General features: G+C 71.3%; 7 protein-coding genes. 4 read left to right on the top strand and 3 right to left on the bottom strand.

Features of this window, described 5'->3' with window-relative positions; all coding sequences use genetic code 11:
• Position 1 precedes the first annotated feature (1 nt).
• Positions 2-1822: an HEXXH motif domain-containing protein gene (locus OIE49_RS05895; protein ID WP_326801391.1), complete on the top strand. Its 1821-nt coding sequence runs from the start codon at positions 2-4 to the stop codon at positions 1820-1822.
• 84 nt (positions 1823-1906) lie between these two features.
• On the opposite strand, the gene fxsT is transcribed toward OIE49_RS05895, so the two are convergent.
• Together fxsT and OIE49_RS05885 are read right to left on the bottom strand one after the other, a co-directional pair.
• Positions 1907-5743, bottom strand: coding sequence for an FxSxx-COOH system tetratricopeptide repeat protein (gene fxsT / locus OIE49_RS05890; RefSeq protein WP_326801390.1), 3837 nt, complete (start codon positions 5741-5743; stop codon positions 1907-1909).
• Between the two features lie 410 nt (positions 5744-6153).
• Positions 6154-7626, bottom strand: coding sequence for a VMAP-C domain-containing protein (locus tag OIE49_RS05885; RefSeq protein WP_326801389.1), 1473 nt, complete (start codon positions 7624-7626; stop codon positions 6154-6156).
• Positions 7627-7953: 327 nt separating this feature from the next.
• Between OIE49_RS05885 and OIE49_RS05880 the strand changes: the two genes are divergently transcribed.
• Both OIE49_RS05880 and OIE49_RS05875 read left to right on the top strand, forming a co-directional pair.
• Positions 7954-8745 carry an SAM-dependent methyltransferase gene (locus OIE49_RS05880; RefSeq protein WP_326801388.1) on the top strand — a complete coding sequence of 264 codons (792 nt, stop codon included), beginning with the start codon at positions 7954-7956 and terminating at the stop codon, positions 8743-8745.
• A gap of 231 nt (positions 8746-8976) precedes the next feature.
• Positions 8977-10239 carry an ABC transporter substrate-binding protein gene (locus OIE49_RS05875; protein WP_326801387.1) on the top strand — a complete coding sequence of 421 codons (1263 nt, stop codon included), beginning with the start codon at positions 8977-8979 and terminating at the stop codon, positions 10237-10239.
• 162 nt (positions 10240-10401) lie between these two features.
• Here OIE49_RS05875 and OIE49_RS05870 read toward each other — a convergent pair whose 3' ends face one another.
• Complete coding sequence (locus OIE49_RS05870; protein ID WP_326801386.1) at positions 10402-10992, bottom strand: malonic semialdehyde reductase; 591 nt, start codon at positions 10990-10992, stop codon at positions 10402-10404.
• 235 nt (positions 10993-11227) lie between these two features.
• Between OIE49_RS05870 and OIE49_RS05865 the strand changes: the two genes are divergently transcribed.
• Positions 11228-12412 (top strand): cellulose-binding domain-containing protein, encoded by a 1185-nt coding sequence (locus OIE49_RS05865; RefSeq protein ID WP_326801385.1) that lies wholly within the window; start codon positions 11228-11230, stop codon positions 12410-12412.
• Positions 12413-12878: the final 466 nt, after the last annotated feature.

Below are 12878 nucleotides of genomic sequence, written 5' to 3'. Positions count from 1 at the left end.
CATGACCGCTGAGCCGTCCCTGCCGCATCATCGTGTCCCGCCCGGCAGCCTCGTCGAACTGGCCCGCGGCGAGGGCGGACCGGCGACCGTGGACCTCCTGACCGCGGCCGAACGCAGCCGTCGGCTGCTGCTGTTACGGATGCTCGACGACGCCGCGGACCTGGGACCGGCGTGGGATCTGCTCAGTGCCGCGCAGCGCCGCGACCCCGCCGTCGTCGACGAGCTGCTCATGTATCCGCAGACCGGAATGTGGCTGGCCACCGTGCTGCGCCGGCTGCGTGCCGGCGCCGTGGAGCAGGACGAGCCGCCGCCGGCGGTGGTGCTCGGCCACGTCCGCGCCCTGGCCGCCGCGGCCGCGCTGCGGGCGGAACTCGACTTCAGCATCGAGGTACCGGTCCGGCACGGCAGGGTTCCCCTGCCCACCCTGGGCTGCGCCGAACTGCCCTCGGCCGAGCCGTGGACGACGGCCACCGTGCGGGCCGAAGCCGGACATGCCGTGGTCCGGACGCCGGGGCACACGGTCGCCGTACCGCTGCCGCCGGGCTCGGCGGGGCCCGGGTGGCATCCGGTACGCCGACTCGCGGTCGGCCCGGCCGGACTGCGGCTGGAAGTCGCCCTGGACGACGTCGACCCGTACCGGACGTATCCGCGGCCGACCGAGCCGAGCCCGCTGCCCGAGGAGGCCGCGGCGAGGTGGCGGCAGACGCTGGAGCGGTCCTGGAAGGTGCTGCTGCGTGACCAGCCCGAGACGGCCGCCGCGATGCGGCGGGGCGTGTTCTCTCTGAGTCCCACCCCGGCAAGGGAAAGGTTTCGGCCACGCAGCGTGTCGTCAGGGGACGCGTTCGGCGGCATCGAGGCCTCGGAGCCGGACGACGCCGTCCAACTGGCCGTCACGCTCGTGCACGAGTTCCAGCACACCAAGCTGGGCGGCCTGCTGCATCTGACACCGCTCGTGACCCCGGATGCCGGCAGTACGGAGCTGTGGTACGCGCCTTGGCGGGACGACCCCCGTCCGATCGAAGGGCTCCTTCAGGGCATCTACGCCTTCATCGGCATCACCCGCTTCTGGCGTGCCCACCGCCGTGCCACCGACGCGCGGACCGCTACGGCACACTTCGAGTTCGCGCTGTGGCGCGCCCATGTGTCCACGGCGATGGAACAGATCCACCGCCATCCACGTCTCACCCCGCTCGGCACCACCCTGCTGGACACGCTCCGCGACCGCTGCGCACAGTGGCTCGCCGAGCCCGTACCCGAGGACCACCTGGCGCCGGCCCGGCTCTGCGTCGCCGACCATGTCACGCGCTGGCGGGCCCATCATCTGCGGCCCGCCCCGGCGGCCGTGGACGAGGCCGTACGGGCCTGGCTGGCCGGCGAGAGCGGACCGCCCGGCGCCCTGGCGGCCGAGCCGGAGGTGGTGCCCGACCCCTCCGCGAGATGGCTGGACTGTCTGGCGATGCTCGTCCGCCGCCGCCTCGGCGGCGCGGACGACGACCGGCACTCCGAAGGGCCCGAAGAGGCCGCCGCACGAGTCACCGAAGCACGGGCAGGTGACGCCCTGTTGGCAGCCGGCGACGCCGCCGCGGCCCGGCAGGCGTACGTGGCAGACCTGGCCGTGGAGCCCGGACGGGCCGGCACCTGGGCGGGCCTCGGCCGGGCCCTCGCCGCCTCGGACACACACCCGGTCGCGGCCCGCCTGCTCTGTCACCACCCCGAACGGGCCCGCGCGACGCACGAAGCCCTGCTCCGCACCACCGGCACCCCACCCGACCCCGTCCATCTGGCCACGTGGCTCGGCTCACCCCCGTTCGCGGCGCACTGACCGGAGACTGCCGGGCCGACCGGTCGCGCCAGTGCCGCCCCTCCCGGCAGGAACGGCGGCACTTCGGTCCGCGGGCCCGTCACCTCACAGCGGCATCGGATCGATGTCGCAGTTGGCCCGCTCCCGGGACCGTACGTGGAGCGTCGCGGGGTGGGGACCGGCCTGACGGGGTTCGTCCAGGACGCGCTCCATACGGCTCACGACCTCCGCGTGCAGTGCCTCGCCCTCCGCCTCCCGGCCGACGGCGATGAGGTCCAGGGCGAGGTTGGCCCGGCACACCAGCGTGGTGGGGTGGTCCTCGCCCATCTTCGCCGTGCACAACGCCGCTGTCTTCTGACCGAGTTCGCGGGCGTCGTCCGTCCGCCCCAGCGCGCTCAGATCGCTCGCCAGGTTGATGGCGCAGGCCAGCGTGATCGGATGGCTCTCTCCCAGGCGCTCGGTCAGCGACCGGAGCGCCTGCTCGTCCTGCTCCTTGGCCTCCTCGACCCGGCCCAGCAGCCGGTAGGTCACCGCCAGGTCGATGTCGGCCGCCAGAACGTGCGGATGGTCGCTCCTGAAGAGCCGGCGGAACCGCTCGCACGCCCGCTCTCCGCGGTCGCGGGCCGCCTCCAGCTCGCCGTTGTGCCGCAACGCCACCGCCAGGGTGAGCGCGGCCGTCAGGGACTCCGGGTGGGTGTCGCCGTAGCGACGGGTGAACTGCGTGAACGCCTCGCGCGCCAGCTCGAGCGCGGTGGCGTGGTCGCCCTCCTTGCGGCAGGACTCGCCGAGCTGCCGGAGAGTCTGGAGGGTCGTGGGGTTGCGGGGCCCGAAGATGGTCCGGTAGCCGTCGACGACCGCCTGCTGAAGGGACCGCGCGCCGACGTAGTCACCGGTCTCACGGACGTCGATGGCGATGCTCGCCTCGGTCATCAGCGACTGCTGGTGATCACGACCGAACAGCCGGGTCTTCAGCGCGTGCGTGCGCCGGTCCAGTTCCAGCGCGCGCTGGAACTCGCCGACGAGCCGCAGGCTCACCCCCAGGTTGTGGGCGGTGGTCTGCGTGACGGGGTCGTCCTCGCCGAAGGCACGGCGGGCCCGGTCGTAGGCCGTCTGGTCCAGTTGGGTGCCGGTGGCGAAGTCTCCCTGGACGCGGCGTACCGCCGCCTCCAGGTTCATCGTCTGCAGCGCGTCCTCCCGGGTGTCCTCGCGGTCCGGGGGCGCCGTGCGGGCGTAGACGTTCTTGAGCTGGGCGGCGATCCGGGACGCGTCGTCGTACCGCCCCGCCTTCAGATGGAGGAAGCCGAGCCACCACCCCACCAGGAGGGTCTGCTGGTCCTCCTCGCCGAACAGCTGCTGCCAGGTCTCCCAGACCTGCTCGGTGAACTCGCGGGCGACCTTGTGGTCTCCCCAGTACCAGAGGTACCTGGCGATGTTCCGCACGAGCTGGCGGACCCACGGCTGGTCGGACTCGACCGCGCCGGAGGCGATGACATGACCGTAGAGCTCGGCGTAGCGCGGCCAGTTGGCCGACTGGGTGGGTTCCTTGGGGTCGGCGGCGGCAAGCAGGGTGTGGGCGCCGTCGCGCATGCGCTTCTGTTCCCCGGGGGACATCCGGTTGATGAGCACGGCCTGCACCAGGCGGTGCATCTCGATCGAGTTGGTCCGGTGGTCGATACGGGCGAGGGAGTAGCGGTTGATCTCCCGGATGGCGCGGGCCAGCCGCATCGGGTCGTTGAGGGCCCTGTCCAGCTCGGGGTCGATCGTGGACCCGCCCAGGCCCGAGAAGATGGAGCGGGAAATGGGGTCCGGCGCGAAGTAGGAGCAGAGCTGGAGGAGGCGCAGGGCGGTGAGGCTGCGGGTCTCCAGATGGTCGAGGGAGACGTTCCACGCGGCGGCGACCGGCAGTTGGTAGTCCGGCGGCGGGGACACCTCGAGGAGCTCGCTGCGCTTGTGCTCGAACAGCCGCAGGTACTCCGACACCGGCATCCCGGTCTCCGCCCGCCAGGCCGCGGCCTGTTCCAGGGCGAGCGGGAGGTCGCCGAGGGCGTCGGCGAGGAGGTCCGCGTCGGCGTCGGCGAGATCGTCGGGACCGGAGCGGCGCAGCAGCTCCTTGCTCTCCTCCCGGGTGAAGACGTCGACTTCGAGGGAGGGGCCGACCACGCTCCAGCGGCGGTTGCGTGAGGTGATGAGGATGGTGCCGCTGCCCCCGGTCGGGAAGTAGTCGCGGACCCGCTCGGGACTGTCGGCGTTGTCGAAGATCAGCAGCCAGCGGGAGTAGGGGCGCCCCTCGCGCAGCGCCTCGCGCACCGCGGGTCCGGCGATGTTGGCCTCGGAAGTGGTGACGATGCCGAGCCGCTGGGCGAGTTCGACGAGGGCCTGGCCGATCTGGCCGGGGCGCTCGGCGGGGATCCACCAGACGATGTCGTACTCGGACTGGTGCCGGTAGGCGTACTCGATGGCCAGCTGGGTCTTGCCGACGCCGCCCATGCCGTGGATGGCCTCCGGCAGCACGGTCGTCGTCGAACCCTCGCGCAGGCGTTCGCTCAGCCGCTCCAGAAGATCCACGCGGCCGGTGAAGTACGGGTTGCGCGGGGGGATGTTGCCCCAGACGCGCGGCTGCGTCGGACGCCCGCTCTCCACCGCGGGTTCCTGCTGCGTGGTGGACATGGCCGTGGCTCCTTCTGCAGTTGTGTCTTGCGCGCGAGGGACGGTGCGCCCGGGGCGGGGGCCCGCGCCTTTGCGCAGGCTCACGGTGTTCTCGCGGTCGTACTCGCGCAGCGCGCGGGCGAGCCGCTCGGCTTGTGGCAGGAAGCGTCCGGACAGGGCGCGCAACGCGGCCAGTTCGACGCGCAGGAAGGCGACGTTGTACGGGGTCACCCGCGGGACATGGTCCGTTTCGGGCGGGTCGCCGTCGCCCGGCCGGACCGGCTCGGCGCCCTCCGGTGCGATCAGCGCCCGCACATCGTGCAGCACCCGGACGGTGTCACGGCGACGGGACAGCGCCAATAACTCCTGGCGGTTGTCCGGACCGAAGGAGAAGGTCACGTCGGCGGCGCGCTCGGCGTCCCCGCTCGCCGGCCGCACGAGTCCGCTCATCAGCAGCTCGGTGAGGTGGGCGGGCCCGGCGCCCGGCACGGACGCGGTCAACGCCGCCATCACCGGCAGCGTCAGCGGCGCCGCCGCCAGCCGGGTGGCGAGCGCGAAGGCGGTGGGCGAGGCGGCGGCGCGGAAGTCCGAGACGCGCTCCCGGGCGGGGACGGCGCTGTCGGGGTCGGGGACGCCGTGGAGCCAGGGCAACGCCCGCGCGGCGTCCGGTCGCCGCTTCCAGTCACGGGCCCGGACGCCGGACATCTCCTGCTCCCCGGACCCGCGTCCGGCCACCAGGTCGACCCAGCAGGACAGGGAGCGCTCGGTCGCTTCCAGGACGGGCACCGGAACCACGCCGGCCCGGGCGCCGGCGTCTTCGACGGGTTCGAGGGGGGAGGTGCGCAGCTCCCACCGCAAGGAGTCGTTCGGCGCCCAGGGATGTGTGGCGCTCAGGCGCATGCGGTGCACGTCCAGGCCGGTGCGGAACCACAGCCGCTGCGGCAGCAGATGCAGCACGGCGAGCGGTTCGGACCGGCCGAGTTCCCGCAGCAGAGGCAGCACCGCGCCCGCCCGCCACCCCGCGGCGAGTCCGTCGGTCAGCACCAGCACCACCCGGTGCCGGGTGGTGCCGGGAGGCAGGTGGTCCAGCCGGATCCGGGCCGGCTCGGTGTCGTCCGAACTCAGCAGCCGCGCGGTGGTGATCCGGCCCAGCCGCTCCTGACGGGCGAGCCCGTCGGCCAGCCGGCCGATCGTCTCCTCCCAGACGCGCATGCTCACGTGGTCGTCGACGACGAGCAGGACGGCGGGGCGATCGGCCGGGTCCGGCGCCTCCAGTCCGCTCAGGGCGTGCAGCACGCCCTCGAACGACGCCTCGTCAGACGCGGGTGCCGCTACGGGTCGTGGGCCGTCGTCATGCTGCATAAGCGCCCTCGGAGCGTCCGGCGCTGCCCGAGCACGGAGGAAGGACGGCAGAGGAGTCCCGCAGTCCGCGGGCATGCGTGACAGCCACGTTGCCAAGCCTGGCAGTCGTCTGCGCGTGGTGCAAGACGGGTGTCCACCAGGGGGATGACGGGAGGGATCGCAAGCCGGTTTTCGGGAACGCGCCCCCGGTGGTGTGCGGTACGCGGGGCGCCCGCAGGGGGCGTCCCGACCACCAGCGTGGCACCCCGTCAACCCCCTGCGCAAGACCGTCGCAATGCCGCCCCGCGCCGTTGATCGCCGCCGGATCACCTCGGCCTGTGCCCCGGCCCGCGGGGGCACGGCCGCTACGCCGGCCCGGCCGGCCCCGGCTTGCGCTCGGGGTCGTCGAGCAGAATGGCCAGGTGGCGGCCCACATGCTGGTCCCAGACCTCGGGTCCGAGTGCCAGGGCCTCTTTGCGCCACTTTCCGATGCGTTCCGCAAGACTGCCGAGCCCCCGGTCCTGCAGTATTTCGCCGATGGCGTCCTGGAACGACGGGTCCGAGCAGTCGCTGCGGTGCCAGACCATCGCGGGCACGCCGGCCCGCAACCCGGCAAGGACCTCCCGCCGACCGGTACCCGAGTCGTCGCCGGGCGGCTCGCTGAGCACCAGGCAGACCGCGTGCCGGTCCTCCTTCAACTCACGCTCCAGATGGAAGAAGTAGGTCGAGTCCTGTCCCGGCCGGCTCCAGTGCGGATGGCTGTCCGCGGGGCGCTCCCGAAGCTGCCGCCACTTGTTGTGCCAGGTCCGGTGCCACGCGGTCCGCTGCAAGCGCTCGAGGCTGCGCACCACCACCGGGTAGTCCAGCGCCAGCGGCGTGGGGGAGTCGGAGTGGGACTCCTTCGACCACCACTCGACGGGCTCGTTCAGCAGCTCCCACGGCAGGATGAACTCCAGGAGGACCGGCTGCCGCAGGTCGGCCCATCTCTCCTCGACCTCCTCCACCAGCTTCTCCACCGCGCCGGGGAGTTCCTCCCGGCGCAGGTGGACGGGCTGGCCGGGTACGGGGTGCCAGCCCTCCGGGTCGGACTGGCGCCAGTGGGACAGGTAGAAGCGGTCCGCCTCGATCCGGTCCGGCTCGAACTGGATCATCAGGTAGGCGGGGACGAGCGAGGGCGCGGCCTGTGGGAACTCCGAGTGCTGCCAGTCCGCCAGGGCGCCGTCCAGCCGCAGGGTGTGGGCCTGGCTGCGAGTGAAGCGGCGCAGCACCTCCGCGGCGTCGGCCTGGCTGTCCGCCACCAGCCGGTCGGCACAGAGCGCGAGGAAGGCCATGCTGGGCGGGAGTTCACCGTTCGGGGAGTTCTCTCCCGCCAGCCGCAGGAAGACCTGCCACCCCGTCCGGCACCAGGAGGGCAGTTCCTGCACGCGGGACCGGCTCGCGCGACGCGCCATGGTCGCGAGGTCCGGGGAGCTCAGCGACAGCAGGACGGGCCGCAACGGACGCAGATCGGCGTGGTTGAAGAAGTCGACGGCCTCCCACTCGTCCACCAGCGGCCACAGAGTGGCGATCGTCGTCGACTGCTGTTCCACGTACTCCAGCGACCGCACCAGGCAGGCGAGGCCGTCGCCGACCTCGGTGCACGCCATGACGATCTGCAGCAGCCAGGGCCGCAGCCGGTCCCCGCCGAACGGCTCCACGGGAGAGGCCAGCTCGGCCGCGAGCATCTCCCGCCAGATCTCACGGCTGCTCGCCTGGTTCACCGTGGCCGAACCCTGCAACACGTCCACGATGGAGACGACCAACTCGTTGCGGACCCGTTCCGGACTGCGCCCGTTCACCCCGTTACCTCCAGACAGCCGGCGCGGTTCCCTGATGGTGCCGACCAGAGTAAGGCCGGGGAGCGGGGCATGGTGGCGGAAACACGGGTCACCGGCACACCCGGCCCGGGACCGCACCGCCGGAGCCCCTGCCATGAGAGGGCTCAAGCATCACGCCGGGTGAGGTCGGCCTGCAAGGACGATGAGTCAACTGCTTTGCGAGCAAGGCGTGTTCAGGGCTGCAGGAAGACATTTCGTCGCTGTCCGGTTCGGCACATGCCCGGATCGCGACCGCGTACGATGATCAAAAGGCGGCGGAGCCCCACCTCCCGGACGACGGAGTCTGCCATGACGACGGACCATTCGCGGTCTCATCGCATCGACACCAGCCGGGCCCACCCCGCGCGGGTCTACGACTGGCTGCTCGGCGGTAAGGACAACTACCCGGTCGACGAGGCGGTCGGCGAGACACTGCCGCCCGAAGCGCGGGACGCGGCGCGGCAGAACCGCGCGTTCATGCACCGGGCGGCGGCCTACCTCGCCGCCCGGGGCGTCGACCAGTTTCTGGACATCGGCACCGGCATACCTACCGAGCCGAACCTCCACCAGATCGTGCAACGCACGGTGCCCACCGCCCGGATCGTCTACGCCGACAACGACCCGATCGTGCTGCGGCACGCCGAGGCCCTGCTGGTGAGCTGCCCCGAGGGCGTCACTGACTACATCCAGGCCGATGTGCGCGAGCCGGACCAGATAGTGCGGCACGCCCGGCAAGTGCTGGACTTCGACCGGCCGATGGCCCTGTCGCTGATCGCCCTGATGCACTTCATCCGCGACGACCAGAACGCCCACGGCATCGTCAGGGGCCTGGTCGAGGCCCTTCCGTCCGGCAGCCACCTGGTCCTCTCGCACGCCGCGATCGACATCTTCCCCGAGCTGGCGGAGCAGGTGATTGCCCAGTACGCCAAGGGCGGCATCCGCCTCAGCTTCCGTACCCGGGAGGAGGTGGCCAGCTTCTTCGACGGACTTGAACTGGCGCCGCCCGGCCTGGTCACCGCCACCGAGTGGTACGGCGCCGACCAGGAACCGCCCCCGTCGGAGGAGAGCGGCATCTACGCGGCCGTGGCCCGCGTTCCCTGACGGGACATCGGGCAGGGCCCCTGCGCGGCCCGGCCAGGGTGGGAGGCCCCGCGGACTTCGTACGGCGGAAGGGCCGGGGCCGTCAGGCGTTCGTGCCGGTGCGGCGCGAGGACACGCGGACCAGGACTCGGCCTTCATTTCAACATCCTGCACCACCGTTCCGACAACGCCACCGGCGGCGTGCCCGTCCACGCTGTCGCGCGTCGCGTCCTCGAGGAGGACGGCTCGCCGATGACCGCCGACGACGTCGTGTGGAGCATGCGGCACAACATGACGGACAAGTCGAGCTTCTACGGCTACCTGTACTCGAACGTCGCCTCGATCACGAAGACGGGCGCCGGCGAAGTCACCGTCAGGCTCAAGAAGCCCGACTACCTCTTCAACGACGAGCTGGCGAGCTTCGCCGGTGTCGTCGTCGAGAAGAAGTTCTACGAGCAGAACTGCAATAAGGCCGGTACACCGGGCGTCGGCGTGATGTGCACCGGCCCCTACAAGTTCGACAAGTGGACGCGGGGCCAGTCGGTCGGCGTGAGCCGCTACGACGGCTACTGGAACAAGTCGCTGCCCCTGAAGGTGAAGAACATCGACTTCACCTTCCTGACCGACGACTCCGCGATCACCTCCGGCCTGCTCTCGGGCCAGATCGACGGAACGTACGGTCCGCCGACCGCCGGGCCGGCACAACTGAGGGCATCGTCTGCGGGCAAGCTCTACTCGGGCGCCGCGCCCCTGGCAGTCACGCTCGTGGTCGCGAACCACAAGGGTGCGCTGGGCAACGCCGACGTGCGCAGGGCGCTCCGGATGGCCATCGACTGGAAGGGCATCGGCAGCCAGGTGTACGCCGGTGAGGGGACCCCTGCTTCGCTGCAGACCGTGCCGGCCGTGTACGGCTTCGCCAAGGACGATCTGACCTCGTACGCCGACTCGGTCAGGACCGATGGCTCCGCGCGGATCGACGAGGCGAAGAAGCTGCTCGCCGGCGTTCCGGCCGACGTGAAATCGAAGCAGATCAGCCTCGTGGTTCCGCAGCAGGCGGAGACGCAGCAGCTGGGCCTCGGGGTCAAGGACGCGGCGGACAAGATCGGCTTGAACTTCAAGCTCGACGTCGTTCCGGCGACCGGCTACTCGAACTACCTGTACGACCCGGCGACACGTGGCAACACCGACCTGCTGTACACGCAGTTCTGGCCGAACATCCCGAACCCGCTCGACTGGCTGGGCCTCACCGCGGTGACCGGCGGCACCTTCAACCAGTCCGGCTACAGCGGCATCGACGGGCTCTACGCCGAGGCGATCGGTACGAAGGACGACAGCGCCCGCTCCAAGCTGGTGCTGCGGATGGAGCGGAAGCTGCACGACGAGATGGATCCGATGTTCTCCGGCATCCAGCTGACGAACGACGTATGGCTCGGAAGCAGGATCACCGGGGCGCCGGCAGCATTCGACTACGTCTACTACCCATGGGCGGCTCACCTCGGCGGAACCGGCAAGTAGTCCTTGCGGACGGGGCAGGGCTCTGCGTGGTCGACAGTGCCGGCCCGGACCACAGGTCCGGGCCGGCACTGTCTGAAGGCATGGGCACTTTCCGATGGCGGGGTGCTGTTCGCGGCGCGGGCTTCCGCGCCGCGATGTCCGGATCCCCGTCGCCGAGCCTGCTCAGACCGTGGTGACGACCTGGTCGAACTCCAGACGCGGGGAGCGCGGGTACCAGGCGTCCTCGCCCGGCTTGCCGATGTTGACGACCATCAGCGGGGTGTGGTCGTCGTCCAGGAACTCCTTGCGGACGCCCTCGAAGTCCAGGCCGGTCATCGGACCGGCGGCGAGGCCCGCGGCCCGGACGCCGATGATGAAGTACGCGGCCTGGAGAGCGGCGTTGAGGGCAGCCTGGCCCTCCCGCACCCCGCGGTCGCCGAAGAAGGCGTCCTTGGCCTGGGGGAAGTGCGGGAAGAGGTGGGGCAGTTCCTCGTGGAACTCGTTGTCCGCGGAGAGGATCGCGACCAGGGGGGCGGTGGCGGTCTTCGCCTGGTTGCCCTCCGCCATGTGCTGGACGAGACGCTCACGGGCCTCGGCGGAGCGGACCAGGGTGATGCGCAGCGGCGACTGGTTCATGGACGTCGGGCCGTACTTGACCAGGTCGTAGATCGCCTGGACCTGCTCCTCGGACACCGGTTCGTCGCTGAAGGTGTTCGCGGTGCGGGCCTCACGGAAGAGAAGGTCCTGGGCGGCGGGGTCAAGAGCGAGCGACATGGGGGGACTTCCTCACAATGGGTGGTGGATCCCGGGGGATCGACTTGCGGCACCGACACTATGCCTTAAAAGTTCAAGTTTCAATCAAAACCGGGTCGGCGGTGATCAGCTTCACAGAGTGGCGGTGGGTCGCGGCCGGGCTTGGCCGTCCCATGCATTGACAGGACGCGCCCCCGGTCGCTGTCATGAATGGGAGCGCTCCCATATCTCGCACATCCTTCCCTCGGAGGCATACGTGCGCACCTCCCCCTTGCGATTACTGCGCCGGCCCTTGACGGCGGCCCTCGCGGCTGCCGGGGCCGTCGCCCTGCTGGTGTCCGGATTCATCGCGACACCCACCAGCGCCGCGGAGGCCGGCTGCCGGGTCGACTACACCGTGAACCAGTGGGCCGGCGGCTACACGGCCCAGGTCAAGGTCACCAATCTCGGCCCGGCGGTCAACGGCTGGCGTCTGACCTGGACCCATGCCGACGGTCAGCGGGTGACATCGGCATGGAACGCGACCGTCACCCAGACCGGCGCCTCCGTCGTCGCCGTCAACGCGGACTGGAACGGCTCGCTGGCCACCGGCGGCGCCGCCGAGTTCGGTGTCCAGGGCACCTGGAGCTCGGCCAACCCCGCCCCGACCGATTTCGCCCTCAACGGTGTGGCCTGCGGCAAAACCGGCACCACCCCGCCGCCGACCACACCACCGCCGAGCACTCCGCCGCCCACGACGCCGCCGCCCGCCGCCGGCTGCGGCAGCGCCGTGGTCTGCTCGGGCTTCGAGGACCAGACCGGCACCACTCCCTCCGGCGCCTGGCAGTTCACCGCGCCCGACTGCCAGGGCACCGGGACAGCGGCCGTCGACACCTCGGTCGCGCACAGCGGCAGTAGGTCGCTGCGGATCGATGGCAGGGCCGGTTACTGCAACCACGCCTTCGTCGCCTCCACCGCGAACCTGTCGTCGGTGGGGCCGGTCATGTATGTGCGCATGTGGGTGCGGCACAGCACCGCGCTCCCCGCGGCCCATGTCACCTTCGTCTCCATGCCCGACAGCTCCCAGGGCGGCCGGGCGCTGCGCGTCGGCGGCCAGAACGGCGCCCTCCAGTGGAACCGGGAGACCGACGACGCCACCCTGCCCGCGCAGAGCCCGGCGGGCGTGGCACAGAGCAGGCCGCTGCCGACCGGGAGCTGGCAGTGCCTGCGCTTCGCGATCGACACGACGGCGCCCAAGCTCGACACCTGGCTCGGCGACGAACAGATCCCGGGCCTGCACGCGGACGGCGTTCCCACCCAGGACATCGACCAGCAGTGGCTTGCTCGCACCATCCCGCCCCGGCCCACAGCCCTGCGCCTGGGCTGGGAGAGCTACGGGACGGGCGACGACACGCTCTGGTTCGACGACGTGGCCGTCGGCTCCGCCCCCATCGCCTGCTGACTGCCCGCACGAAACCACCAGCGTGGACGGCGCGCCGGGCGGAACCCCTTCCGCCCCGGCACGCCGTCCGCGCTTTGCACGGGGAGGCCCGATCGTCGCGGCAGCGCACACATGGGAACGGCCAGAGCTGCCGTGGGATGAGCAGGCCGGTCGAGACCAGCCGAGCGTGGCCCCGGCGCTGCCGAGCAGCGGCGCGACGGGCCTGCCCGCGGCGCCGCCTCTCAGTTGGCCCCATGGACCCGATCGGCGATCACAGCTTGCCTCAACACCGAATCGAGCGGCCGGAGGGTTTTGCTCTACGTGCATAGTCGCCGGCCTGCGCCAGGTCCTCGCCCACCGTCTGCGCGCACTGGCTGAGGGGGCTCGCGGCGGATTCGATCGCGGACACCAGCTCGATCCTGGCGATGTCGGGGAGCACTCCCAGCCACCTGTCACCCGTGAGGCTCACAGGCCATATCGCCTTGGG

Origin of the sequence: Streptomyces sp. NBC_01788 (assembly GCF_035917575.1) — a bacterium.
Classification (GTDB): Bacteria; Actinomycetota; Actinomycetes; order Streptomycetales; family Streptomycetaceae; genus Streptomyces.
This window is presented reverse-complemented; position numbering and strand designations above follow the sequence as displayed.